Annotated in this window: 24 protein-coding genes, 1 tRNA gene, 1 rRNA gene and 1 riboswitch (1 of these 27 only partly in view); of the genes, 9 read left to right on the top strand and 17 right to left on the bottom strand. The window is 55.8% G+C overall.

Features of this window, described 5'->3' with window-relative positions; genetic code table 11:
- From BC777_RS12525 to msrP, 3 genes are all read right to left on the bottom strand, one after another.
- Positions 1 to 220, bottom strand: a 16S ribosomal RNA gene (locus tag BC777_RS12525) (it extends 1,244 nt beyond the left edge of the window).
- 766 nt (positions 221 to 986) lie between these two features.
- Complete coding sequence (gene msrQ / locus BC777_RS12520; RefSeq protein WP_100368508.1) at positions 987 to 1,604, bottom strand: protein-methionine-sulfoxide reductase heme-binding subunit MsrQ; 618 nt, start codon at positions 1,602 to 1,604, stop codon at positions 987 to 989.
- Position 1,605: 1 nt separating this feature from the next.
- Positions 1,606 to 2,505, bottom strand: a complete 900-nt coding sequence (msrP, locus tag BC777_RS12515; RefSeq protein ID WP_100368507.1) for a protein-methionine-sulfoxide reductase catalytic subunit MsrP — start codon at positions 2,503 to 2,505, stop codon at positions 1,606 to 1,608.
- A 281-nt stretch (positions 2,506 to 2,786) separates the two neighbouring features.
- Here msrP and BC777_RS12510 point away from each other — a divergent pair, with 281 nt between their 5' ends.
- Positions 2,787 to 3,260 (top strand): fasciclin domain-containing protein, encoded by a 474-nt coding sequence (locus tag BC777_RS12510; protein WP_100368506.1) that lies wholly within the window; start codon positions 2,787 to 2,789, stop codon positions 3,258 to 3,260.
- Between the two features lie 85 nt (positions 3,261 to 3,345).
- Here BC777_RS12510 and BC777_RS12505 read toward each other — a convergent pair whose 3' ends face one another.
- From BC777_RS12505 to clpB, 3 genes are all read right to left on the bottom strand, one after another.
- Positions 3,346 to 3,561: a DUF6552 family protein gene (locus BC777_RS12505; protein WP_100368505.1), complete on the bottom strand. Its 216-nt coding sequence runs from the start codon at positions 3,559 to 3,561 to the stop codon at positions 3,346 to 3,348.
- A gap of 102 nt (positions 3,562 to 3,663) precedes the next feature.
- Positions 3,664 to 4,275 carry a YitT family protein gene (locus BC777_RS12500; RefSeq protein ID WP_100368504.1) on the bottom strand — a complete coding sequence of 204 codons (612 nt, stop codon included), beginning with the start codon at positions 4,273 to 4,275 and terminating at the stop codon, positions 3,664 to 3,666.
- A 112-nt stretch (positions 4,276 to 4,387) separates the two neighbouring features.
- On the bottom strand, positions 4,388 to 7,003 hold the full coding sequence (gene clpB / locus BC777_RS12495) for an ATP-dependent chaperone ClpB (protein WP_100368503.1): 2,616 nt from the start codon (positions 7,001 to 7,003) through the stop codon (positions 4,388 to 4,390).
- Between the two features lie 370 nt (positions 7,004 to 7,373).
- On the opposite strand from clpB, the gene pyrF reads away from it, so the two are divergent.
- The gene (gene pyrF, locus BC777_RS12490; RefSeq protein WP_100368502.1) at positions 7,374 to 8,090 is read left to right on the top strand and encodes an orotidine-5'-phosphate decarboxylase; all 717 of its coding nucleotides are present in this window, start codon (positions 7,374 to 7,376) and stop codon (positions 8,088 to 8,090) included.
- A 44-nt stretch (positions 8,091 to 8,134) separates the two neighbouring features.
- On the opposite strand, the gene BC777_RS12485 is transcribed toward pyrF, so the two are convergent.
- The 4 genes from BC777_RS12485 to BC777_RS12470 form a co-directional block, all read right to left on the bottom strand.
- Positions 8,135 to 8,407 (bottom strand): NfeD family protein, encoded by a 273-nt coding sequence (locus tag BC777_RS12485; RefSeq protein ID WP_100368501.1) that lies wholly within the window; start codon positions 8,405 to 8,407, stop codon positions 8,135 to 8,137.
- Entirely contained in the window at positions 8,407 to 9,300 is an 894-nt protein-coding gene (locus BC777_RS12480; RefSeq protein ID WP_100368500.1) for an SPFH domain-containing protein, read from the bottom strand. The genes BC777_RS12485 and BC777_RS12480 overlap by 1 nt, the downstream gene beginning before the upstream one ends.
- Before the next feature lie 41 nt (positions 9,301 to 9,341).
- Positions 9,342 to 10,592 (bottom strand): D-amino acid dehydrogenase, encoded by a 1,251-nt coding sequence (locus tag BC777_RS12475; RefSeq protein ID WP_100368499.1) that lies wholly within the window; start codon positions 10,590 to 10,592, stop codon positions 9,342 to 9,344.
- A 106-nt stretch (positions 10,593 to 10,698) separates the two neighbouring features.
- Positions 10,699 to 10,786: riboswitch (glycine riboswitch) on the bottom strand.
- A gap of 93 nt (positions 10,787 to 10,879) precedes the next feature.
- Positions 10,880 to 11,317: an NUDIX hydrolase gene (locus tag BC777_RS12470; protein WP_100368498.1), complete on the bottom strand. Its 438-nt coding sequence runs from the start codon at positions 11,315 to 11,317 to the stop codon at positions 10,880 to 10,882.
- 116 nt (positions 11,318 to 11,433) lie between these two features.
- On the opposite strand from BC777_RS12470, the gene BC777_RS12465 reads away from it, so the two are divergent.
- Together BC777_RS12465 and BC777_RS12460 are read left to right on the top strand one after the other, a co-directional pair.
- Positions 11,434 to 12,687, top strand: a complete 1,254-nt coding sequence (locus BC777_RS12465) for a DNA polymerase IV (protein ID WP_100368847.1) — start codon at positions 11,434 to 11,436, stop codon at positions 12,685 to 12,687.
- A 215-nt stretch (positions 12,688 to 12,902) separates the two neighbouring features.
- Positions 12,903 to 14,426 (top strand): ABC-F family ATP-binding cassette domain-containing protein, encoded by a 1,524-nt coding sequence (locus BC777_RS12460; RefSeq protein ID WP_100368497.1) that lies wholly within the window; start codon positions 12,903 to 12,905, stop codon positions 14,424 to 14,426.
- Positions 14,427 to 14,447: 21 nt separating this feature from the next.
- Here the strand turns inward: BC777_RS12460 and BC777_RS12455 are convergent, their stop codons facing one another.
- Positions 14,448 to 15,014 carry a carboxymuconolactone decarboxylase family protein gene (locus tag BC777_RS12455; RefSeq protein WP_100368496.1) on the bottom strand — a complete coding sequence of 189 codons (567 nt, stop codon included), beginning with the start codon at positions 15,012 to 15,014 and terminating at the stop codon, positions 14,448 to 14,450.
- 102 nt (positions 15,015 to 15,116) lie between these two features.
- Here BC777_RS12455 and BC777_RS12450 point away from each other — a divergent pair, with 102 nt between their 5' ends.
- On the top strand, positions 15,117 to 15,701 hold the full coding sequence (locus tag BC777_RS12450; RefSeq protein ID WP_100368495.1) for a TetR/AcrR family transcriptional regulator: 585 nt from the start codon (positions 15,117 to 15,119) through the stop codon (positions 15,699 to 15,701).
- A gap of 13 nt (positions 15,702 to 15,714) precedes the next feature.
- Here BC777_RS12450 and BC777_RS12445 read toward each other — a convergent pair whose 3' ends face one another.
- On the bottom strand, positions 15,715 to 16,578 hold the full coding sequence (locus tag BC777_RS12445; protein ID WP_100368846.1) for an N-formylglutamate amidohydrolase: 864 nt from the start codon (positions 16,576 to 16,578) through the stop codon (positions 15,715 to 15,717).
- 154 nt (positions 16,579 to 16,732) lie between these two features.
- Here BC777_RS12445 and BC777_RS12440 point away from each other — a divergent pair.
- From BC777_RS12440 to BC777_RS12425, 4 genes are all read left to right on the top strand, one after another.
- Positions 16,733 to 16,807, top strand: a tRNA-Val gene (locus BC777_RS12440).
- An 82-nt stretch (positions 16,808 to 16,889) separates the two neighbouring features.
- Positions 16,890 to 17,015: a type B 50S ribosomal protein L36 gene (gene ykgO / locus BC777_RS12435; protein ID WP_008231708.1), complete on the top strand. Its 126-nt coding sequence runs from the start codon at positions 16,890 to 16,892 to the stop codon at positions 17,013 to 17,015.
- Between the two features lie 127 nt (positions 17,016 to 17,142).
- Entirely contained in the window at positions 17,143 to 18,330 is a 1,188-nt protein-coding gene (locus BC777_RS12430; protein ID WP_100368494.1) for an oxidoreductase, read from the top strand.
- Positions 18,331 to 18,447: 117 nt separating this feature from the next.
- Complete coding sequence (locus BC777_RS12425) at positions 18,448 to 19,644, top strand: DVUA0089 family protein (protein ID WP_100368493.1); 1,197 nt, start codon at positions 18,448 to 18,450, stop codon at positions 19,642 to 19,644.
- Positions 19,645 to 19,797: 153 nt separating this feature from the next.
- Here BC777_RS12425 and kce read toward each other — a convergent pair whose 3' ends face one another.
- The 5 genes from kce to BC777_RS12400 are packed head-to-tail and all read right to left on the bottom strand — an operon-like array spanning position 19,798 to position 24,053.
- Positions 19,798 to 20,736 carry a 3,5-dioxohexanoate:acetyl-CoA acetone transferase gene (gene kce, locus BC777_RS12420; protein ID WP_100368492.1) on the bottom strand — a complete coding sequence of 313 codons (939 nt, stop codon included), beginning with the start codon at positions 20,734 to 20,736 and terminating at the stop codon, positions 19,798 to 19,800.
- Positions 20,737 to 20,739: 3 nt separating this feature from the next.
- On the bottom strand, positions 20,740 to 21,762 hold the full coding sequence (locus tag BC777_RS12415) for a branched-chain amino acid ABC transporter permease (RefSeq protein WP_245834341.1): 1,023 nt from the start codon (positions 21,760 to 21,762) through the stop codon (positions 20,740 to 20,742).
- Entirely contained in the window at positions 21,759 to 22,625 is an 867-nt protein-coding gene (locus BC777_RS12410) for a branched-chain amino acid ABC transporter permease (RefSeq protein ID WP_311135475.1), read from the bottom strand. Before BC777_RS12410 ends, BC777_RS12415 begins: the two co-directional genes overlap by 4 nt.
- A complete protein-coding gene (locus tag BC777_RS12405; protein WP_100368491.1) occupies positions 22,622 to 23,332 on the bottom strand; it encodes an ABC transporter ATP-binding protein in 711 nt (236 codons plus the stop codon). Before BC777_RS12405 ends, BC777_RS12410 begins: the two co-directional genes overlap by 4 nt.
- Positions 23,325 to 24,053: an ABC transporter ATP-binding protein gene (locus BC777_RS12400; RefSeq protein WP_100368490.1), complete on the bottom strand. Its 729-nt coding sequence runs from the start codon at positions 24,051 to 24,053 to the stop codon at positions 23,325 to 23,327. Before BC777_RS12400 ends, BC777_RS12405 begins: the two co-directional genes overlap by 8 nt.
- Positions 24,054 to 24,058: the final 5 nt, after the last annotated feature.

Here is a 24,058-nt window from a genome sequence, read left to right as displayed (position 1 = left end):
ACTATCTAATCTAACGCGGGCCAATCCATCTCCGATAAATCTTTCCCCCGAAGGGCGTATACGGTATTACTCTCAGTTTCCCGAGGCTATTCCGTAGAGAAGGGTATGTTCCCACGCGTTACTAACCCGTCCGCCGCTCACTCCGAAGAGTGCGCTCGACTTGCATGTGTTAGGCCTGCCGCCAGCGTTCGTTCTGAGCCAGGATCAAACTCTCAAGTTGAAAGCATCTTACGATGCTGTCCTTGACGTTCGAACCTCTGCACATCACCACTTGGCCTTACTGAAACCAAATGGCGTTTCTCTGTTTATCGTGCTTCAGTTATCAAAGATAACTGGAAGCCGTCCAAACAGTGAAGCTGACACTCTATGATCGGCCGAAGCCTAAGAGCGTTGATATACAGACGTCTGATCCATCGAACTGAACCAAACCGCCCACATATCTCTTCAGATATATCAATTTCAAACAGCGTAGAGACAAAAAGGAACCAGATGCGCCCTAACTTCTTGGCGCGCCTCGCCTGTATTATCTCTGTTTTTAGTCTTGCGTCTCGTTGCCGTGTGGCCCGTCTGGCGCCCCGTTGGTGCTTGTTAGCGCCGCCGGTGAGGGGGGTTCTACGGTTAGTGGCTGACACCCGCAACCCCTTTTTTCGAGAAAAATGCATTTTTTGTGACAAACATGAATTTCTTCATGTTTTGAGGGGGTTGCAGTAATTTCAATACGTGAACCCTAGGTCATATCGCAATTTTCTTAGGCAGAATGGAAATAGAACATACCAGATTTGGGGTTATCCACAGAGTCACCCACAAGACTCTCTGGGACTCATGCCGCGGATTGCCCCCAAATCACCCTGAATCGCCCCGATTCATCCTTTGTTAAGCGATTCACTGTCCTCTGGCCGGAGTGATTCATTGTGATTCACCTCCTCAAAACGCAAAGACCCGGCAGTTTTGCTGCCGGGTCAGTGAATCAATTCAGGAAGCTGCGCCTAGGCGGGCTGTTTCTGCCTTTCCAGCGAAACATAGCGAACAGCCACCAGCCCTAAGATCGCAACAAGGTAGATGATGGGTTCCAACTGGAACCCCTTCACCAGCCACAAGTAATGCACCGCCCCAAGGATCGCCGCCGGGTATGTCAACTTGTGCATCTTGCGCCAGGCCGCTGCCCCCATCTTGCGCACTGACATATTGTTCGATGTCACCGCGAGTGGGATCAGCATCAAGAAAGACAACATACCCACCGTCACATAGGGCCGCTTCACCACTTCTTCCCACACGCGGCTGACGCTTTGTACATCAAGGATCGCGAAGACAAGGAAATGGGCAAGCACAAAGAAAAACGCCGTCACACCAATCGCCCGCCGGAACTTGATCAGGTTCACACCCGTCAATTTGCGCAGAGGCGTCACCATCAGACCCACAACCATCAAGATCAGCGCGATCTCTCCGTAGGCCCGCTCAAGCACGTTGATCGGTTCAACCAGATAGGGACCAATCTGATTGAGGGCGCGCCAAAACTCCCACACCGCGTAAACCGCGCCTACTATATATATAGTCCACGCTGGGAGTCGCCGGAGCGCGCCATTCATGGTTTGGGCGATAGCCATCTTAGATGTCCACGCTCAGGTCTTGGCCTTCATACAGCGACGCGACCTCTGGATACCCATTAAACATCAACGTGTCCTGACGCTGCGCAAACAGGCCGCCGCCAATGCGGCGCTCTGATGCCTGGCTCCAACGTGGGTGATCCACGGTTGGGTTCACGTTACTATAGAAACCATATTCGCGTGGGTTGGCTTTGTTCCAGCTTGTAGGCGGCTCAACATCTGTCAGCGTGATGCGCACGATGGATTTGATAGACTTGAAGCCATACTTCCACGGCACCACCAGACGGATTGGCGCACCGTTCTGATTGTAGATGGGTTCATCGTAAATGCCTGTCGCCATAATCGACAACGGATGCATCGCCTCATCAAGGCGCAGCCCCTCGACATAAGGGAAGTCGAGAACGCGGCGCTGCACGCCGATCATGTTCTCTGGCTGGACGACCGTTTCAAAAGCGACGTATTTGGCGCCAGACTGCACACCGACCTTGTTCAGGATATCTGCCAGCTCAATCCCGTTCCACGGGATGACCATCGACCAGGCCTCTACACAGCGGAAGCGGTAGATGCGATCCTCGACCGACAGACCGGCCAACAAATCATCCAACGCATAGTCGCCGGGGTTATCGACCATGCCATCAACCTTGATCGACCAAGGCGACGTTTGCAGCTGATGCGCATTCGCGGCCGGATCACCCTTGCCAGTCCCAAACTCATAGAAGTTGTTGTAGCTCGTGATCTCTTCCAGCGTATTGGGTTCCAGATCACCTTGGGCGGATGCACCACCTGCAAGGCCAATCGCACCGAGGCCAACGGTGCCAGCCAAAATCTGGCGGCGGTTGAAGTAAGCTGCCTTTGGCGTGATGTCGGCCTTGGTCAGGGTGTTGGTCCAGCGATATGCCATGTGGCTCTCCGTTCATTTCGATTCCTGTGATCATATAGGTGATAACGGTTGAAAGATGACTCACGTTGCCGCCAGAACAGTGAAATGTTCCAAAATCAGGGCGGTTCAATCACGAAACATCACGGATCTGTGATTGGAACTGTGAAAGCTGCGTGGCTTAGGCCGTTCAAAACGGTCGTCAAACAGCAGTAGCAAGAATCCCCGGTGATCTGGACTGCCAGCCCCTCGTAGAAATCCCGATGCTCAAGAAAATGCATCTTAAGCAAATAGGAGATTACTCTATGCTACGCAGAACTTTTATCGCCCTTACCGCAGCCGCAACAGTTGCGACATCCGCTTTCGCTGCGTCCGACAAGGACATCGTGGATACAGCTGTTGAGGCTGGCACCTTCACAACATTGGTCGCCGCAGTAGAGGCCGCCGGCCTTGTCGAGACGCTGAAAGGCGACGGCCCTTTCACAGTCTTCGCACCGACGGATGAAGCATTTGCTGCCCTGCCCGCAGGCACAGTCGAAGGCTTGCTGGAAGACCCAGAAGCACTGGCCGCGATCCTGACCTACCACGTTGTGCCCGGTAAGGTGATGTCCACTGACCTGAGCAACGAAATGATGGCAACAACTGTGAACGGCGCCGATGTGACAATCATGACCGAAGGCGGCGTCATGGTTGACGGCGCAAACGTTGTAGCCGCTGACATCGAAGCCTCCAATGGCGTGATCCACGTGATCGACAGTGTGATCCTGCCCGCAAGCTAACCGCTGGCGTCAGACGTCATCAGGAAGCCTCGGCCGATTGGTCGGGGCTTTTTCTTTAGATTAATTCATCCTTACCGCCGTCGGGCTATGAATTGATGTAGCCACCAACGATTGCGATGAATGCACCCACGTGAACGACCATGATGGCCCGGTCCTTCCACATCACACCGACGAGGAACCACAGCACAATTCCGACCATAAAGGCAAAGACGTTCCAAGGAACGATGTTGAGGCCAGTGAGACCATAACCAACCAACTGGATAACTGTTGCCACCCATTTTATAATATCGACGCGCTTCATCGCTTCTGCCTTAAGTTTAACGTATCGCGCCTAGCTTAGTTTTATGAGCTATACCAGATCGATATTTACGACCTGCTGTCGTTAAGAAATGCAACTTCTGCCTCACCGCGCCACATACCGATCCCGACGGTGATTGATCGCAATAATCAGATTGATCACCACAGCGCCCAACAGCGAATACATGACCAGCATCGGATCAAACAAAAAGAACGCCAGCCCGAACAGGCATAGATCAAAGATCAACTGCACCCAGCCTGCCTGAAACCCGGTGGTGTCTTGAATAAGCAACGCCACAACCCCCAAACCGCCCAGCGATCCGTTGTGCCGGAAGAGGACCAAGAGCGCGACACCGGTAAGGGCACCAAAGGTAACCGCACCCAAAAGCGGATCCAGATGGCTGAACACAATGCCAAGCGGAATAATCTCGGTCAGGATCGACAGGGCCGTGACCGAGATAATGGATTTGATCGTGAAAGCTTTGCCAAGCCGCCGCCACGCCAAGATATAAAACGGCAGGTTCACCAGAAAAAAAACAGCGCCAAATGAATACCCACTCAGGTACGATATAACGACCGCGATCCCTGCCGTCTGCCCGGTGATCAGCCCCAAGGTGGTCAGCATATGCAAACCAATCCCGGCCAAGAACACACCAAGTGAGAGACCTTGAATATCGTCAATGAGCGAATGAGTGGATTCGGATATTGGTTCAGCCATAAACTCGTTATAGGACAGATATGCTGACCTACAAGAACTGATCTCGTTGTGGCGGGAACTTCGGACAACCCTGACGATGTAAATGGGGGCGCCCGAAGGCGCCCCCATTTGATCAGTGAACCACCGCATCCTCAGGCGGTTGTCTGTTACTAGATGACACTCGGTCCCCTACCAACAGCCCATCCACACCTGCGCTGACGGCAATCGTGTCACCGTCCATGACATCACCGGCAAGGATCATCTCGGCCAGTTGATCCTGAAGCGCCCGCTGGATCACCCGCTTGAGCGGGCGTGCCCCGAACACCGGATCATAGCCTTCGTCCGCCAGCCATTTCAGTGCGGCCTCATCCAGATCAAGCCGGATGTTGCGCCCCGCCAACCGCTTTTCAAGCAATCCAAGCTGGATCGTGACGATCCCGGCCATATCCTCGCGCGCCAGACGATCAAATATGATCGTCTCGTCCAGACGGTTCAGGAATTCGGGCCGGAAATGGGCCCGCACTGCGTCCATTACATCGCGCTTCGCCTCGGTTGCGTCCGCACCATCCGGCAATTGGCTCAGCGCCTGCGCACCAAGGTTAGATGTCAGGATGATCAGCGTTTGCTTGAAATCAACCGTGCGGCCCTGACCATCGGTTAGCACACCATCGTCAAGCACCTGCAACAACACGTTGAACACATCCGGGTGCGCTTTTTCGACCTCATCGAACAGGACCACCTGATACGGACGACGGCGAACCGCTTCGGTCAGCACCCCACCCTCATCATAGCCGACATAACCCGGTGGCGCGCCGATCAGACGGGCGACCGCGTGCTTTTCCATGAACTCGGACATGTCGATACGGACCATCGCGGAATCGTCATCAAAGAGGTAATCAGCGACCGCTTTCGTCAGTTCCGTTTTACCCACACCGGTTGGGCCAAGGAACAGGAACGAGCCCAAAGGCCGGTTCTCATCGTTCAGCCCAGCGCGTGCACGGCGCACGGCATTCGCAACAGACCGCACGGCGGGCTTTTGCCCGATGACACGCTTGCCCAACTCTTCTTCCATGCGCAGCAGTTTATCACGTTCGCCTTCAAGCATCTTGGAGGTCGGGATACCCGTCCATCGCTCGACCACTTCGGCAATCTGCTCCGGGCGCACGGCTTCTTCGACCATCAGGTCGTCGTCGCCTTCTTCGACTTGCGCCACCAGACGCTCAAGTTCCGGGATCACGCCATAAGACAGCTCACCTGCTTTGGCGAGGTTGCCTTCACGTTTGGCGATATCCAACTCGGCCCGCGCACGATCAAGCTTTTCTTTAACGTCGCGCGTACTTTCCAGCTTGTCACGCTCGTTCTGCCATTTCGCGGTCATCTCGGACGCGCGATCCTGCAGATCGGCCAGTTCCTTCTCCAGCTTTTCCAGACGGTCCTTAGAGGCCTTGTCGTCTTCTTTCTTCAGCGCCTCGGATTCGATCTGAAGCTGCAGGATCTGACGATCCAGAGCATCCAGTTCCTCTGGCTTGCTATCGACTTCCATCCGCAGACGGCTGGCCGCCTCGTCCATCAGGTCGATGGCCTTGTCCGGCAAAAAGCGGTCGGTGATATAGCGGTGCGACAGCGTTGCAGCAGCCACCAAGGCACTGTCGGAGATACGCACACCATGGTGGAGTTCGTACTTCTCCTTGATACCACGCAGAATACTGACCGTATCCGTGACCGTCGGCTCCTCAACCATCAATGGCTGAAACCGGCGGGCCAAGGCCGCATCCTTTTCAACATACTTGCGGTATTCATCCAGCGTCGTGGCACCCACACAGTGCAATTCACCCCGCGCAAGGGCAGGTTTGATAAGGTTGGCGGCATCCATCGCGCCATCTGATTTGCCGGCACCGACAAGCGTGTGCATTTCGTCGATGAAAAGGATGATTTCACCGGCGGCGGACTCTATCTCTTTCAGGACCGCTTTCAAACGCTCCTCAAACTCACCGCGGTATTTCGCCCCGGCGATCAAGGCACCCATATCAAGGGCCATCAGTTTCTTGTTGCGCAAGCTTTCCGGAACATCGCCATCAATGATGCGCAGCGCCAGACCTTCGGCAATAGCGGTCTTACCGACACCCGGTTCACCGATCAGCACAGGGTTGTTCTTGGTCCGACGCGACAACACCTGCATCGCGCGGCGAATCTCTTCGTCGCGGCCAATAATCGGGTCAATCTTACCTTGCTCAGCGGCTTCGGTCAGGTCGCGCGCATATTTGGCCAACGCTTCAAAGCTATCCTCCGCTGTCGCACTATCTGCAGTCCGACCTTTGCGAATGTCATTGATCGCGGCATTCAGAGATTGGGCGGTGACGTTGCCAGCATCCAAAGCGTCCTTCGCCTTGGATTTCACAAGGGCCAAAGCTGTCAGCAAACGCTCGACTGGCACAAAACTGTCGCCCGCTTTCTTGGCGACCTTCTCTGCTTCGTCCAATACTTTTGCAGTGATGTTATCAAGATAAACCTGCGCGCCCTCGCCCGTCACTTGGGGCAATTTGGCGAGGCTAGCATCAACCGCAGCCAACACGGCCTGCGGGTTACCACCCGCACGCGTGATCAGGTTGGAGGCCAACCCTTCTTCGTCATCCATCAATGCCTTGAGCAGGTGTTCTGGCGCAAACCGCTGGTGGTTTTCGCGCATTGCGATCGTCTGTGCGGCCTGTACAAAGCCGCGCGACCGCTCAGTGAACTTATCTAAGTTCATGGGTCTCTCCTTATCTAAGCGCCCGGATTATGTGGTGCCCGCTATGCAGCACACCTTGTTTGGGCCTCACCAATTAGATGGGCATTGGGTATCCCCGTCGCAAGGCTGTGATTGGATTTTCCACTTAAGGGGGAGATTGGCGCCCTTATTCCCCGCGCATGGATCGCAGGAATGATGCAGAAAGCGCCCGTGACCAAAACCCTGCGACACCCGCAGGCTGCCACTCACAAGACCCCCCCCTTTGGTCGTCAGTGGTGATGACGAACAAAGGCGCAATGGCGCGGCCCCGGGAGAGGCTGCGCCATTGCATTTGCACCCTGCGCCTGCAATCGCTAGACCCCCGTTGGAAACCAGCCAAGGAGTGCGCCCCATGTCCGATGACCGTTTGATCGTAGCACTGGACCTGCCGAATGTCCTTGATGGGTTGGAACTGGCCAAGACGCTGGGAGATAGTGTCAGTTTCTATAAGATCGGTTTGGGCATGCTGACGGGCGGCGGGCTTGCCCTGGCCAATGAGCTGAAGCAAGAGCATGGCAAGCGCATTTTTCTGGATATGAAATTCTTTGATATCGGCGCCACGGTTGAAGCAGCGGTGCGCGGCGTGGCGCAGTTCGATCTGGATTTTCTGACGGTACACGGCGACCCGCATGTGGTGCGCGCGGCGCGCGAAGGGGCTGGTGGGTCTGATATGAAAATCCTTGCAGTGACAATCCTGACATCGCTCGACCGCGACGATTTGGATGCATCTTGCATCAAGGCAGGCGACGTCGCCGATCTGGTGCAGGAGCGTGCGGGCACGGCCTTGTCCAACGGGGCAGACGGCGTGATCGCATCGCCGCAAGAGGCGGCTCTCATCCGTGCCTTGCCCGAAGCGGAAGGCAAGCTCATTGTCACCCCCGGTGTCCGTCCAGCAGGTGCAGCCCTTGGCGATCAAAAGCGGGTCATGACGCCTGCGCAAGCGATTGCGAATGGTGCGGATCATGTGGTTGTCGGACGCCCTATCTGGCAAGCCGATAGCCCAAAAGCAGCCGCCCAAGGTATCTTGGCCGAACTGGCTTCACCCCAAGCAAAAACCCCCAACCACTAGGGCCGGGGGTTTCAAAACTCTGTGTCAATGTTTGACAGGTTGCATCAGTCGTTGACGTCCGTGTCCCAGATTTTGACCTGTCCGGTCTTCAATCCAAAATACTTGCGCATCGCCAGGTAGGACAACAGCGACAGCACCGCAAAGACCACCAAGGTCAGTGCCAGACCGGATGCTGAAACCCCAAAGAGGATCAGCAGCCCCATCATTGCCGCACCCAGTGCGAACCCCAGAAAGATATAGCCGGGGATCAACACTTCGAGTGTTGCGAGGACAAGCGCCCCTGACATCCAAACCCACCATTCCGTCCAAAGTGGCATTATCCACGTCCTTTCAACATTGCGAAGGCATTCGAGAAAGCATCGACCGCATTGGCTGGCAAGACAACTGTCTGGCTACCCGCACCATCACCCAGCTTCTGCAAAGCTTCGACTTGCTTGAGTGCGACCTGATACTGCGCCGCCTCCAAGCCATTTTCAGCAATCGCCACCGCAACCACTTGGGTCGCATAAGCTTCCGCATCGGCCAATACACGACGTGCCTTGGCGTCCTGCTCGGCGGCATAAAGTTCCGCATCAGATTGCAGCTCAACCGCACGCTTTTGACCTTCGGCTTCCGTCACCTGCGCACGACGCGCACGTTCAGCATTCAACTGCTGCAACATCGCTTCGCGGGTTGCTTGGTCAAGGTTCACGTCCAGAATTTCGGCACGCGTCACTTCGATACCCCAATCGTCAACCTGTTCGGCCACTTGTGACCGCACAGCATCAATCAGGTTCGAACGGTTTGCCTGTACCTGATCAAGCTCCATGCGACCAATCTCGGAACGTACAATACCAGCAACGGTCGTGGAAATCGCACCATCCACGTCACGAATACGGTAAACTGTTTTTTCCGGCTCGATAATCCGGTAAAACACCGATGTTTCGACCTGCACCAGCACGTTGTCCGATGTAATCGCGTCTTGGTTCATGGACGGCAACTGGCGTTCCAAAATCGATACCTTATGCCGGACACGGTCCAGAAACGGCACGATAAAGTTGATACCCGGCCCAAGCACCGAGCGGAGCCGCCCAAGCCTTTCCACCACGTATTTCTCTGACTGCGGCACGATGCGAACACCGGCCATAATGCAGACGATGATGAACACCGCCAGCATAAGCCAAAGTATGTTTTGTCCAAAAAATTCAGCGAATAAGTCTTCTATCGGCATATATCTGTCCCTCATTGTTATGAAGGACAGATAGGTACTGTTTAGGCCGATTTCAATGTATGCTGTTGTATACTGACTGAATTTTGCGTGGAAAACCGGGACTGTACCGTGCTTGCAACGATATCGGCGGTTGCGGCAGAGAGGGTCCAGCCAAGGTGCCCGTGACCGGTGTTGTAGAACACACGTTCATGCCGGCCAGCGCCCACACGGGGCATCATATTCGGCATCATTGGGCGCAAGCCAGCCCATGGGACAACGTTTTCGGTGCACACGTCTGGAAAGTGGCTTTCACACCAGTCAACAAGGGGTTTTACGCGATCCGCCCGAATGTCACGGTTCTCACCGTTGAATTCAGCCGTCCCAGCAATGCGGAAGCGGTCACGCCCCAAACGAGAGGTCACGATCTTCGCCTTGTCATCAAGCAATGAAACCGTCGGGGCCGCTGCCTGAGACACCTCATCAGGCAGGTTTACAGTGATCGAATAGCCTTTCACCGGATAAACATTCACCCGGTCACCCAGCTTCTTGGCCAAGCTACGCGAAGCCACACCGGCAGAAACGACAACGGCATCAAAGAGCTGTTCATCACGGGCCTGCACAGTCACACCATTGGTATCAACCGCCACGTCATCAACGGCATGTCCCATTTCGAACTGTACGCCTTGCTTGCACAGCCACCCAGCCAGCCCAACGGTGAACTTGTGGATATCACCTGTGCTATCACTCTCGGTCCAAAATCCGCCAAGGATATCGCCGCGCAAAGTCGGCTCCTTTGCCAAGGTTTCTTCCGCTGTCAGCTCATGCCGCCGCAACCCACCTTGGGCCAGCAGTTCAGTGACCTTGCGCGCATGGGCAAAGTCCTTCTCAGTCTTATAGAAATGCAGAATACCAGCAGGCGTGAAATCAAAATCAATCCCTGCACGGTCCGCCATCTCCGACAGCCCAGCGCGCGCAGTCACGGCTAAACGCGCTGTCTCAATGGTGTTGTTCTTATACTTTGGAATATTCGCCAAAAATTCGGCCATCCAGCTGATCTTGTGCCAGCTGGGGCGCGGGTTCACGGACAAAGGTGCGTCGTTCTGCAACATCCATTTGATGCCCTTAAGGACGGTTGACCACTGGTTCCAAACTTCGGCGTTAGACGCGCTCAACTGCCCGCCGTTGGCAAAGCTTGTTTCCATCGCCGCATAACGCTGGCGATCAAAAACGGTCACGTCGTAACCGCGCTTGTGAAGTGAATAAGCAGTGGTCACGCCAGTGATCCCAGCACCCAAAACAGCAATAGAAGGCATGGTAAATCTCCTTACCATCTGCCCCCGCCGTCTGCTTTACCTGAGAGATTCGCCCGCTAAGGCTTGCTCCTTCGGCGGACCATTTAAGGTCTCTCTTCGGCGTGTTGCACCCCAACCGGTCCTTTTGCCTGAGAGTGACCGGGGCGGTTGCTCCTTCGGCGCCGGACTGATCCGGTCTCTCCCGGTCAGCGTGTTTCCTATTGGAAACTCATAGACAGATTACCGTATAAAGCAACAGATATTTGCGGGCATTTCAGCGGCTCACCAAACTGTGGGAACCTTGCGACTTACACCCCAAGCTCGCCGGCCTCTGCCATCCAGCGCCGCAAGCGGGTGCCATAAGACGGCACGCGGTTAGGCAAGCCGATAAAAGTGTGTAGATCATAAAGCGCCCAGCGTTGGCCTTCATCGCCAAGGACAACATCGTTGACAGCCACCGTCGGCAACTGTGCGACAAAGAAAGCCACCCATTTGCCAAGACCATCATTCGCAGGAAAGGCACTTTCCCACAGCACCGCATCAGCTGGCAGGATCAAACCAAGCTCTTCACGCACCTCACGGGCCACCGTTTCAAACGCGGTTTCACCGGCATCGCGCCCACCGCCTGGCAGATCCCATAGATTCGGATAAGAGATATGGTCAAAGTCATCGCGCAGGATACTGATCAAATGATCACCCAAAAACAGCGCAACCTTTGCCCCATCATGCGGCCCTTGGGTCAACATCGCTCAGCTCCCATCTTCATCTTGGCCCAAAAACTCCCGCCGGAGGCTCCTGACCGCGCAAAAAGCATCGGCATCTGTCCGTTGTGTCCACCATCGCGGCGTCATATCTTATCTCCATGCCCGCCATTTGCCGTGATTGCCTGACCACCTTCGACGATGAGCCGCGTTGTCCGCAATGCCGCAGCCCAAGGGTGACGCGGCACCCGGAATTGTTCAACCTGAGCATCGCCCACATGGATTGTGATGCGTTCTATGCCTCTGTCGAAAAGCGCGACAACCCGGAGCTGGCCGATAAACCTGTGATTATCGGGGGCGGACGGCGGGGGGTGGTGTCGACTGCTTGCTATGTTGCGCGGATAAAAGGCGTGAAATCCGCGATGCCGATGTTCAAGGCGCTGAAACTCTGCCCCGAAGCTGTGGTCATACGCCCGAACTTCGATGCGTATGTGAAAGCCTCCAAAGCTATCCGCGAAATGATGGATGAGCTGACCCCATTGGTCGAGCCGCTATCGTTAGACGAAGCCTTCATGGACCTTACAGGAACCGAACGTCTCCACCATGCCCCACCGGCGGTGATGCTGGCACGGTTGATCAGGCGGATGAAGGATGAATTGGGGCTGACAGGGTCCATCGGCCTCAGCCACAATAAATTTCTCGCCAAAGTCGCCTCCGATCTCGATAAACCGCGCGGTTTCTCAATCATCGGGAAGGAGGAAACGACAGCCTTCCTGCGCCCCAAATCGGTGCGCCTGATTTGGGGCATCGGCCCGGCCGCACAAACCAGCCTTAACAATGCGGGCATCCGTACCTTTGATGACCTGTTGCGCTGGGACCGGCGCGATTTGCATGACCGTTTTGGTGGGATGGGTGAGCGGCTTTACAGCCTTGCACGCGGCGAAGACGGACGGCGCATTTCACCCCACAGCCCGGTCAAGACGCTCTCGAATGAAACAACTTTCAACGAAGACACTGGTGATGTGGATATCCTTGATGGTCATCTTTGGCGGATGGCCGAAAAGGTCAGCGCGCGGGCCAAGGCCAAGGATAAAGCGGGGCGGGTTGTCACCCTGAAACTCAAGACTTCTGATTTCAAACTGATCTCGAAAAGGCAAAGTCTGCACCACCCGACCCAGATCGCCGACACAGTCTATCGGACGGCGCGCGGTCTGTTCGATCAGGTCAGCAATCGCGGACCGTTTCGCCTGCTGGGCGTCGGCCTGTCAGAGATCACGTCCGACGCGCATGCGGACCGGGAAGGTGATCTTCTGGACCCCGGCGCACAAAAACGGATGGAAGCGGAAAGGGCCGCTGACAAGATCAGAGAGAGGTTTGGCAAGGATGCCATTATCAAAGGGCGCGCACTTCGCTGAAAGGTAAGGTGGGTCTTGACCCACCTTACATGCTGGACATACGGTTCTTCCAAAGGTCACATCAACAACAGGAGGACAGTGCTGAGCATGCGTATCATCCGTCGCCTTCAGCATGGCCCCCGCCACGCCCTGTAAATCCGTTTTGCAGGGCTGATCAGTTCACGATCTGCCCAGATGCCGCGTGCGGCACCCTTTCGACGTGACTGAGACCTCTTATGACCATCATCAATATCAATGCCCTTGGCGTGACCTTGGGCGACCCACTTTTCACTGACCTTAACCTCACCATTTCCAAAGGCGACCGTATCGGCTTGGTCGCTGCAAACGGGCGCGGCAAGTCCACATTGATGGGCTGTATTGCAGGCATTTTTGAGCACGCGACAGGCGACATCACCCGCGCACGCGGTCTGCGCGTAGGGTACGTCGCGCAATACGTCCCGGCCTCCGCGCAACAACGCACCCTTTACGAGATAGTCCTCGCCGCCCTCCCGCAGGATCAGGCCGACTATGAAAGCTGGCGTGTGGATGTGGTGCTGGATGATTTGAAAGTGCCCTACGACCTTCAACAAAAACCAATGGCCGGGTTGAGCGGCGGTTGGCAACGCATCGCTTTGTTAGCAGCCGCCTGGATCATGGAGCCTGATATCCTTCTGTTGGACGAACCCACCAACCATCTTGATCTGCACCGCATCGGCCTGCTGCAAGACTGGCTGGGCGCCCTCCCCCGCGATACCCCCGTGATCATCACCAGCCATGACCGCGCTTTCCTTGATGCCACAACCAATCGCACGCTCTTTCTCCGGGCCGAACGCAGCAGGGTTTTTCAACTCCCATTCAGCCAAGCACGCGAAGCTTTGACCGAAGCAGACGACGCTGACGAACGCCGCTTTGCCAATGACCTGAACAAGGCGCAGCAGTTGCGCAAACAAGCCGCAAAACTCAAAAACATCGGGATCAACTCGGGCTCTGACCTGCTGGTCATCAAGACCAAGCAACTCAGCGAGCGCGCTGCCAAGATCGAGGCGGCGGCCAAACCCGCCCATCAAGAGCGTGGCGCAGGCGATATCAAGCTGACCAACAGCGGCACACATGCCACGGCCTTGATCGCGCTGGATGATGTAGCTGTGACAACCCCTAACGAGAGCCTGCTTTATACCACCGGCAAGAAGTGGATCAATCGAGGTGATCGCGTCGTTTTGCTGGGCTCGAATGGGACAGGTAAGACCCAGCTTGTCAAACTGATCCATCGCGCCGTGTCTGGCGAAGTCGCTGGTGTGAAAAGTGCGGCAACGGTCGCGATGGGCTATTCCGACCAACATCTCAGCCAGTTGGACGATGCCGATACGCCGATGACAGCAGTCGCCGGTCAATTCGACGTCGGCGACCAACGCGCGAGAGGCCTGCTAGCTGGTGCAGGGGTGAGTATTCAAATGCAGGACACAAAGATCGGCGCGCTCTCAGGTGGGCAGAAGGCCCGGTTGGCGATGCTGATTTTGCGCCTCAAACAGCCAAACTTCTATCTTCTCGACGAACCGACAAACCACCTCGATATCGAAGGGCAGGAAGCCTTGGAGGATGAATTGATCAGCCATGGCGCGACCTGCCTGCTGGTCAGTCACGACCGGAGTTTTCTGCGCAATGTGGGCAATCGCTTCTGGCAGATCATTCGCAAACGACTGGTCGAAGTGGATGACCCGGAGGCGTTCCTGGCGCAGGAGATGACGCCCTCGCCGCCTTAACAGGAGGGCGCCGATAAGTTCTTAAACGCTCAACGGTGTGTCGCCACGTTTCCACAACAGTGGGTGGAACACCTCGTCCACAGGCGTCTGCGCGACATGATTGATGTAGTTAGACATCGTCTTTTGAGCCAAGCCCAAGATCACATCCAGCACCGCGCGGTAACCATAACCTGCGGCAAAGAATGTATCCATTTGCGCTTGGGTGACGTTGCCGCGGGCCCGCACCATTTGCACGGTAAAAGTACGCAACGCCTCCAGTTTGGTGGATGGTAACGGCGTTTCGTTACGCAGAGCGTCGCTGATGTCGTCCGAAACCTTCATCATCTTGGCAATGCCAGTGTGCGCTGGCACGCAGTAGTGGCATTCATGCTCCACATTGATGGATTGCCAGACCACCGTTAGCTCATCCGCATCAAAATCTGTCTCAGTGAACAGTTTGTGCAGCAGTTGATAGCCCTCATAGGCCTGCGGGCTTTCTGCCAGCACTTTATGGAGGCCGGGGAGACGGCCAAAAGCCTTTTGTGAGTTTTCAAGCAGTGGCTTGGAGGCTTCGGGGGCTGATTCAAGATCGTGGGATGGGAATGACATGGGCGTGGTCCTTTTGGGTTTTTGTGACAAGCCCACATTTAGGGTTTATTGAGTGATCACTCAAGTATATAATTGAGCAATCGCTCAAATAATGGTGAACACATGCCACGCAGGCCCAATTATGACCGCGACGACCTGATTGAACGCGCCCGTGATCTCTTTTGGCAGCACGGATGGGCGGGTACGTCATTGAAAGATCTCGAAGCCGCTCTGCAAATGAAGCCGGGCAGCTTTTACGCAGCCTTCGGATCAAAAGACGCGCTCTTTGAATTGGCATTGGACAAATATGCCAGCGATGGCGCTGCTCGTCTGGGTGCATTGGCCGCAAAACTAGGACCACTTCAGGCCCTCCAACAGTTCCCGGCCCACGTGATCACGAATGACGACGCGCCCGCAAAGGCATGCATGCTGTCGAAGACCTATCTGGAACTACAGGCCCGCAACCACCCGCTTGCAAGAAAGGCCGACAAGAATCTCACAAAAATGGAAGCGCAATTCGCCGCTCTTTTTGCACAAGCGCAAGCACAAGGCGATATTGGCAAAATGCATGATCCGCAAAAGCTGGCGCGGAAGTATCAGTCTGATTTACTGGGGCTCCGGGTTACGGCAGAACGGAACAAAGCGGACGCTATTTCAATCGCCGACGACCTTGCTGCGGACGTGAAACGGCTTTCTGAAACGGCTTGAAATTGGCTGGTCCTTACTCAGCCGCAATCTTCTGCTCATCGGCCCGCCCAATATCGGCAATCTCAGCAATCACACCGGTCAGAAGAGTCTTGAAGCTTTCAAAGCTCTCATTGGGCTCAAGCGTGCGTTCGTTCATATAGAGTGCGCGGTCAATCTCGATCTGTATGGCGTGTTGCTGACGGGCGGGGCGACCGTAATGCTGGGTGATAAAGGCCCCTGCGAATGGCATGTTACGGGCAACCCGCAGGCCAGCGCTGGCAAGCGCGGCTTCGATCTGTTCCACAATTGAGCTTGCTGCGGTCGCTCCGAACCGATCCCCCAAAACCACATCCGGACGGGCGCTGCCGGGCGGGCCTACATTCTCGAGCGCTTCATGGGGCATAGAGTGGCAATCGATTAGAATTGCCTCGCCGAAAGTATTGCTGCTTTCATCCAGCAATGTCTGCAATTGATCATGATAGGGACGCCAGTATTGCGCGATACGCTGATGGGCCTCAATCAGGGTTAGCTTGCCGCGATAAATCTGGCGACCATTGGCCACGACACGCGGGATCACCCCAAGGCCGCTGGCGATACGCGGGTTGTGCGCGGCGCGGCGCACCCCTTCGATCAAGGCAGAATCAAGCTCATCCGCACCTCTATTCAGATCGACATAGGCGCGCGGTGCCTTTGCCGTCAAAAGCGGCGCACCATAGGATGGCACGGCCGCGAACAGCTGATCCACGAATGCATCCTCGGACGACCGGATCTCGCTTGCATTCAAAACGGCACGCCGCATAAAGGATGCAGGATAATCGCGCCCACTGTGCGGAGAGGCAAAGACCACGCTGGTGGTGCGGGCATCAGGACGGGTGAGGCTGTAAGCAGTTTCAAGCACGATTTGCATTCCTTCTTGTCCTTAGATAGCGCGTTTTGGGAAATTACCAAAAGCCCTTGATCCCTTTCTCGACTCCTTTTATAGACCGCACGACTGACGCGGTTCGCCCCGCGTCCTATTTCGTTATGGGACGATGGTGAAACGCAGACGACATGGATGATTAGCTCAGCGGTAGAGCACTTCGTTGACATCGAAGGGGTCACTGGTTCGATCCCAGTATCGTCCACCATGAATTCGCCGTTCCGGGGCTGAACCGGGATGAAACTGTAACCCAAGGCGCAATGCGCGCCGTGACATGAAGGAAAACGACCATGAAGGTACGTAACTCCCTCCGCTCGCTCAAGCAGCGTCATCGCGATTGCCGCATCGTCCGCCGTAAGGGCCGCGTCTATGTGATCAACAAGACGCAACGCCGGTTTAAGGCCCGTCAGGGCTGAAATCTAATAAGCAGAATTATCGAGAAGGGTTGTGCAGCTGGCGCAGCCCTTTTTCGTTTTCAGGATTGTTTGCTGCGCGTAAGGTGGATCATGATCCACCTTACCTGACGCCACGGGCGACACTCACATGCAAACCGACCCTCTTTTTGCACCGCTGACCCTGCCTTGCGGTGTCACTCTCAAAAACCGCCTTGCCAAATCGGCCATGTCAGATTCCCTCGGCGACGGTTGCGGCGACCCTACCCCTGAACAAATCAGACTATACGAACGCTGGGCGATGGGCGGGGCCGCACTGACTATCATTGGTGAAGTCCAAGGCGACCCCCATGCGGCAGAAAAACCCGGCAATCTGGTTCTTGGGCCGCGGTCTGATCAGGCCAAGTTACGCACACTGACACAGCGTGGCGCACAAAACGGTGCCCTGCTGTTCGCCCAATTGGGCCATGCAGGTGCAATGACACATCCGCCTATTGGCAGCCCTAAAGGGCCAAGTGCGCTGTCACTGCCCGGTTTAGTCTGTGAAGCATTCACCCGCGACGATATCCGCGCCCTGCCCGCGCAGTTTGCAAAAACCGCGCAACAGGCCAAGTGGGTCGGTTTTGGTGGCGTCCAGATCCATGCGGCCCATGGTTTTCTGCTCAGCCAATTCCTCTCTCCGCTTTTCAACAAGCGCGACGATGCCTATGGCGGCAGCCTGCACAACCGCGCCCGTCTGCTGCATGACGTCGTTGATGCGGTGCGCGATGCTGTCGGGCCGGCCTTGCCCGTCATCGTCAAGCTGAATGCAACCGATCAACTGGAGGGTGGCTTGACCGCGGCCGAAGCGCTCAAGGTCGTCCAAATGCTGGATCAGACATCCATCGATATGATCGATATCAGTGGCGGCACCTATTTCCCCGGTGCCAAATCCGCATCCGATAGCGGCGGTAAAGGGCCGTATTTTGCGGACTTCTGTCGTGCGGCCCGCAAAAAGACCGACAAGCCGCTGATGCTCACCGGTGGGATTAAGACACGTGAACAAGCCATGGATATCTTGACGGCGGGCACTGCAGAAATGATCGGTCTGGCCCGCGCTTTCATTCTGGACCCCAGCCTGCCTGACACATGGCGCAACAACGGCTCTGGCACTTCCTTTCCACGGTTCACCGACCCACCCGAAGGCGGCATCACCGCTTGGTATACCCAGCAGATGACCCGCATTGGACAGGATGCGCCGCTTGATCCAAACGCTGACCTTGATGCCGCCATCGCGGCCTATGAAGCCCGCGACGCCGCCCGAATCCCGTTGTGGCATTCAAAATTCGGCAAACCTTAAGCACGGATAAATGGTCAGGTTTTCACGACTTTCTGCGATCAGCCCTAGCCAATGTTGTCACAGTCACGTTACCCTGCCCGCTAACGTATTAGGTGCAAAGATAAAGGACCCGCCCCCATGACACGCTTCCCCCTCAAAACAACGGTCATTGCCGCGTTGATGCTTGGCGTGGCTGCCCCTGCCGTTGCCCAAGATATCTGCGGCGGCTTTGGTGATAGCGGCCAATGGATCGGCGGAGATGAAGCCAGCTCTGACATCACCACAGCGGATGTTTACCGCGAACAAATGGCCTTGGTGCTAGGGGGCAATGAATATGTGTCCTTGTTTACCCTGAGCGGTCCCACCGACGTACGGGTTGAGGCCGCAGGACGCGGCTCTGGTGATCCGATCATTGATTTGCTCGACAGCACCGGAGAGATCATCCTGTCAGACGATGATTCCGGCGGCAATGCCGCCTCGCGTGCGGAAACCACATTGGATGCAGGCACATATTGCATGTCGATGCGCAGCTATGACGGCGGCCCAATGACGGCCTTTGTGCGGATCGGACGGCAAGAGCACGAACCACTGACGGACGGCATTGATGCGGGCAGCAGCAATGACCCTTCGGGCAGCTGCGAGAGTGCGGTCCCCTATGGTGCGCTTGGCAGCAGCGTTTCGGCCTCGGTTGATGACACCCCATTCTGGAGTTTCGAACTTGAGACCCAGACCCCGATCACCATCACTGCCGAAAACGAATCCGCTGATCCTGTGATTACGCTTTACGGTCCGGGCGAGATCTATATCGACGAAAACGATGACTATGATGGCTTGAACTCTCGCCTCGACCTTACCGATGGTCTGGCCGCCGGCACTTACTGTCTGGCTGTGACGTCGTTGAATGACGACAGCCTGCCCATCACCGTCAGCATCAACGAATATGACGCGGCAGAAGCCCTCAGAAGCCTTTATGCCCGCGGTGAAGCCGCCCCGCCCCTTGATGGCAGCATCCCTGTGACTGATCTGGGTGTGCTAACGTCCCGTGTGCGTCAAGACGTACAAGCAACCGAAGACGTGACGTGGTTCAGCATCGGTTTTGAAGATGCAGGCCTTTTGGTGGTTGAGGCGATTGCCAATGGCAATAGCGACCCTTGGCTGGTGGTCTATGATGATCTGGGGCGTCAGGTGGGTCTGAGCGATGATTATGGTGACGGGTTGGATAGCCTGGTCGCCGCGCGTTTGCAGGCTGGCACCTATATTATCGGTGTGCGGCAATACCAAGGTGGGCAGGGTTTCATCCGCCTGCTGGCGGAAAGATACGTTCGCGCGCAGTAAGCCGCGATCAACATATGAAGCGACGGTGCCCCAATAGCGGGGCGCCGTTCAATCTGCACCCTCAGCGGTATTTACAACAGACATCTCAAATCAAAGCCGAAATGCTATCGTTCTGACGCTGTCCCACAAGGGAACCCGACAGCTAAGACCACTTTAGAAATTCACGCGGTCACCGCCTTTGAGATCAAGTATCTCGCGCGCTTCGTCAGGTGTCGCGATAGCTGAGCCGAGGTCTTCGACAATACGCCGGATTTTGGCGACTTGCTGGGCGTTGCTTTCTGCCAATTCGCCGCGTTTGATAAACAAGCTGTCTTCCAAACCGACCCGCACATGCCCGCCCATCTGGCTGGCCGTTGTCGCCATCGGAATTTGCGAGGCCCCGGCGGCAAGGATCGACCAGCGGTAGTCATCGCCGAACAGCTTGTCTGCCGTCTTTTTCATGAAAACAAGGTTGTCGATATCCGCGCCGATACCCCCCAGAATACCCATCACGAACTGAACAAAGATCGGCGCTTTGAAAAGTCCGATATCCATGCAGAACTTCAGGTTATAAAGATGCCCTACATCATAGCATTCATGTTCAAATTTGATATCATGGGGCGCAAGCGTTTTGGCCGCTTCCGCGATGTCGCGGAAGGTATTGCGAAATATATTGCCATCAGAGTTCGCGACATATTCCTTTTCCCAATCAAATTTCCAATCGTCGTCTCCGTACCGTTTTGCCAACGGATGAAACGAGAAATTCATCGACCCCATGTTCATCGAACACATCTCAGCACTGAATGTTGCGGCTGGATTGATCCGGTCCTGGATCGACAAGGTGAGGGAACCACCCGTTGATATGTTCACCACCGCATCTGTCGCTTGCTTGATCCGCGGCAGGAACGGCGCGAAATCATCGGTGTTCACCGAAGGGGCACCTGTCTCGTTGTCGCGCGCGTGCAAATGCAGGATCGACGCGCCGGCCTCTGCTGCGTCTATCGCTTGGGCTGCGATGTCGTCGTAGGTGTAAGGCAGGGCGTCTGACATGGTCGGGGTATGGATCGCCCCGGTTACAGCGCAAGTGATGATGGTTTTCTGCTGACGTGCCATGGCTTAGTTTCCTTGATGATCGTCACGGGTGCGCACCCGATAACTGAGCGGGAAAAGTTCGATATCAAAGCGATCTCGGATCAGGCCCCAGACGCCTTTGGGTGCTTTCAACATGACGACGATGGCAACCGCACCAAGTGCGATCAGATAAGCAGTGCCATAGTCGGCAAGCGTTTCACGTAAAGCGAAGAATAACAGCGTACCGATAATCGGTCCTTCGAGGGTGCCAATACCGCCAATGACCACAATGAAGATCACAAAGGCGGTCCAATCATTCACGCTAAAGGCCGCATCGGGAGAGATACGCAGCTTTTGCAGAAAGATCAGACCGCCAATGATCGCAGTGAAGGCAGAGGTCACCACATAGACCTCCAGCTTGGTACGCCAGATATCAATTCCGAGGCCAGACGCCGCTACTTCGCTGTCGCGGATCGCTGTCAAAGCCAGCCCGCGCCGGGTGCGCAAGAAAGCGTAGACGACACCAATCACGACAACAGCCGCCCCCAGCGCCAGCCAATAGGCCAATGCTTCCCGGCCCGAACGGCTGTCGGCCAAAGACCGCACCACATCAACCGGCAACGAAGAACCAGACCCACCGCCAAGCGACGATACCTGCGCGAAAGACAGACGAAAGACTTCCGCCACCACCCAGGTGCCGATGGCAAAATAAGCCCCGCGCAAACGAAAAACGAGGATCGCAATCGGGACGGATACGATCGCGGCCAAGACCCCGCCCGCCAGAATGGCCACAACAGGGTGCAGCCCACCAAACATCGTCAGCGCGAACAGCATGTAGCCACCAAAGCCCACAAAGGCCTGCTGTCCAACAGACACCAGCCCGGCATACCCCGCCATCAAGTTCCAAAGACAGGCCAGCGCGAGGTACAAAAATATCTCGCCCATCAGGCGCAGGTCCGCACGGCCCGCCCACCATGGGGCCGCGGCCAGAACGATGAGTGCCAGCACTGCGATGATCATCGCAATCCGGGAGGCGCGCGTACTGCGTGTGACGAAAGCTGTAGTCAATGATCTACCCTCGGGAACAATCCGTTCGGACGCACGGCCAGTACGATAAGGAAAACAATGTGCCCTGCCAAAAGCTGCCAGCCCGGATCAATCTTGGCACCGATGGTTTGGGCGACCCCTAGAATAACGCCTCCGGCCAATGTGCCCCAAAGATTGCCCAAACCGCCGATGATCACAGCCTCAAAGCCAAAGATCAGACGACCACCGCCTACTGACGGATCAAAGCTGGTACGGATACCCAACAAAATGCCCGCAATCGCCGTGACTGCCAGCGCCAGTGCCATCGCCAGTCCAAAAACATGGGCTTTGTTGAACCCCATGATCTGCGCGATGTCCTGATTATCGGATACGGCGCGAAAACCGCGGCCAAGGCTTGTTGCATAAAAAATCCATTGCAACAGCGCGATCACGACCACCGCAATACCAAACGTCAAAAGGGGCAGCACCCCAAGGGCCAAGCCACCGATCTGCAAACTTGCTGTTTCAATAGCGCCGCCGCTCAATTTTTGCGGATCAGAGCTATAGCTTTCTAACAACGCATTCTGGATGATAACCGACAATCCGAACGTCACCAAAAGGGGCGGCAGAATATCGTCCCCAAGTGTCCGGTTCAAAAGCCCCCTTTGCAGTACATAACCAAGGCCCGCCATCAAGGGCACGACGACCATCAGCGCAGCAAACGGATGAACCCCCAACATCACAGAGGTTGTCAGCCCAAAATAGGCGGCCAACACGATCAGGTCGCCATGGGCAATGTTGACCAGCCGCATGACCCCAAAAATCAACGAAAGACCCGCCGCAAAGAGCGCATAAAGCCCCCCCAACAGAACGCCCTGAACGATAGCATTGGTCCATTCCATCATGTTGTCACCCCAAAATAAGCGGCTGTGATATCGTCGCGGCTGACGTCACCGGTGCGACCTTCAAGGGACACACGCCCCTCTTGCAGGCAGTAAACCCGTGAGGAAACTTGCAACGCGCGGGAAATATCCTGCTCGACCAGCATGGCCGTCATGCCTTCGCCGATGATGTCTGGAAGCGCTTTGTAAATATCGCTGATCACAACTGGCGCAAGGCCAAGGCTGATCTCATCAAAGAGGATCAGGTCCGGGTTCGCCATCAACGCACGCCCAATCGCGACCATTTGTTGTTGGCCCCCTGAAAGGGACATCGACTTTTGCCCTTTCCGTTCTGCAAGTATGGGGAACATGTCATAGACTTTTGACAAGGACCAAGGACCTGTACGGCCTACTTTCCCGCCGACAAGCAGGTTTTCTTCGATGCTAAGTGACGGGAACAACTGGCGGCCTTCGGGTACCATCGCAATACCACGATGCGCCACCTGATCGGCGCGCAGCCGTCCAATAGGCTGACCAAGATGGTTAATCTGCTCAGCTGTATTGCGCATCAATCCCGTGATTGAGCGCATAAGCGTGGTTTTTCCTGCGCCATTCGCGCCGATAATGGAAATCACCTCGCCCGCGTGTACCTCCATATCCACCCCAAAGAGCGCCTGAAAGTCACCATAGTGTGCATCCAATCCATTCAAGGCCAGCAAGGTGTCAGGCATGCGGATCAACCCCCAGATAAATTTCTTTGACGTGGGGGCTGTCCATGATGGTCTTGGGTGCGCCTTCGGCGATCTTTTTGCCGAAATTGATTACAATCAGCTTCTCGACAACCGCCAGCAAAGCGTGAACCACATGTTCGATCCAGATAATGGTCGTGCCCGCGGCATGAACATTTTTGATTGTCTCAATCAAAGCCACGCATTCGGCATCTGTCAGTCCGCCAGCGATTTCATCCAACAGCAGCAGCTTTGGCTTGGCGGCCAAAGCCCGCGCCATCTCCAGCCTTTTGCGATCAAGAAGTGACAACGACCCGGCGCGGACGTTCGCCTTATTCATCAGGCCCGTCGCCTCTAACACATCCAGAACATGGGCTTCGGCCTCGCGCCCGGAAAGTCCGGCACCTTGCACCGCACCGACCAGCGCATTTTCAAAAACAGTCATACCGCCAAAGGGTTGCGGCACCTGAAATGACCGCGCGATACCCATTTTACAACGCTTCGCTGCAGGGACAGCCGTGATGTCGGCACCATCAAAGGTGATCCGACCCGCATTTGGTGTCATCGCGCCGGTGATCAAATTAAAAAGCGATGTCTTGCCAGCGCCATTCGGTCCAAGGATGCCAATAGCGGCCCCCTGTGCGACCTCGAAACTCGTTTCATCGGCGACGATGACGGCGCCGAAGGATTTGCTGAGATCCGAGACTGAAAGAAGTGCTGACAAGACCG

Origin of the sequence: Yoonia maricola (assembly GCF_002797915.1) — a bacterium.
Classification (GTDB): domain Bacteria; phylum Pseudomonadota; class Alphaproteobacteria; order Rhodobacterales; family Rhodobacteraceae; genus Yoonia; species Yoonia maricola.
This window is presented reverse-complemented; position numbering and strand designations above follow the sequence as displayed.

Coding starts and splice junctions, on each gene's coding strand:
- BC777_RS12425 (WP_100368493.1), top strand. CDS start 18,448: ATGACACGCTTCCCCCTCAAAACAACGGTCATTGCCGCGTTGATGCTT.
- BC777_RS12510 (WP_100368506.1), top strand. CDS start 2,787: ATGCTACGCAGAACTTTTATCGCCCTTACCGCAGCCGCAACAGTTGCG.
- BC777_RS12470 (WP_100368498.1), bottom strand. CDS start 11,317: ATGTTGACCCAAGGGCCGCATGATGGGGCAAAGGTTGCGCTGTTTTTG.
- BC777_RS12480 (WP_100368500.1), bottom strand. CDS start 9,300: ATGCCGATAGAAGACTTATTCGCTGAATTTTTTGGACAAAACATACTT.
- BC777_RS12485 (WP_100368501.1), bottom strand. CDS start 8,407: ATGCCACTTTGGACGGAATGGTGGGTTTGGATGTCAGGGGCGCTTGTC.
- clpB (WP_100368503.1), bottom strand. CDS start 7,003: ATGAACTTAGATAAGTTCACTGAGCGGTCGCGCGGCTTTGTACAGGCC.
- kce (WP_100368492.1), bottom strand. CDS start 20,736: ATGGCACGTCAGCAGAAAACCATCATCACTTGCGCTGTAACCGGGGCG.
- BC777_RS12430 (WP_100368494.1), top strand. CDS start 17,143: ATGCAAACCGACCCTCTTTTTGCACCGCTGACCCTGCCTTGCGGTGTC.
- BC777_RS12410 (WP_311135475.1), bottom strand. CDS start 22,625: ATGATGGAATGGACCAATGCTATCGTTCAGGGCGTTCTGTTGGGGGGG.
- BC777_RS12465 (WP_100368847.1), top strand. CDS start 11,434: ATGCCCGCCATTTGCCGTGATTGCCTGACCACCTTCGACGATGAGCCG.
- BC777_RS12475 (WP_100368499.1), bottom strand. CDS start 10,592: ATGCCTTCTATTGCTGTTTTGGGTGCTGGGATCACTGGCGTGACCACT.
- pyrF (WP_100368502.1), top strand. CDS start 7,374: ATGTCCGATGACCGTTTGATCGTAGCACTGGACCTGCCGAATGTCCTT.
- BC777_RS12500 (WP_100368504.1), bottom strand. CDS start 4,275: ATGGCTGAACCAATATCCGAATCCACTCATTCGCTCATTGACGATATT.
- ykgO (WP_008231708.1), top strand. CDS start 16,890: ATGAAGGTACGTAACTCCCTCCGCTCGCTCAAGCAGCGTCATCGCGAT.
- BC777_RS12460 (WP_100368497.1), top strand. CDS start 12,903: ATGACCATCATCAATATCAATGCCCTTGGCGTGACCTTGGGCGACCCA.
- BC777_RS12450 (WP_100368495.1), top strand. CDS start 15,117: ATGCCACGCAGGCCCAATTATGACCGCGACGACCTGATTGAACGCGCC.
- BC777_RS12455 (WP_100368496.1), bottom strand. CDS start 15,014: ATGTCATTCCCATCCCACGATCTTGAATCAGCCCCCGAAGCCTCCAAG.
- msrQ (WP_100368508.1), bottom strand. CDS start 1,604: ATGGCTATCGCCCAAACCATGAATGGCGCGCTCCGGCGACTCCCAGCG.
- BC777_RS12405 (WP_100368491.1), bottom strand. CDS start 23,332: ATGCCTGACACCTTGCTGGCCTTGAATGGATTGGATGCACACTATGGT.
- BC777_RS12505 (WP_100368505.1), bottom strand. CDS start 3,561: ATGAAGCGCGTCGATATTATAAAATGGGTGGCAACAGTTATCCAGTTG.
- msrP (WP_100368507.1), bottom strand. CDS start 2,505: ATGGCATATCGCTGGACCAACACCCTGACCAAGGCCGACATCACGCCA.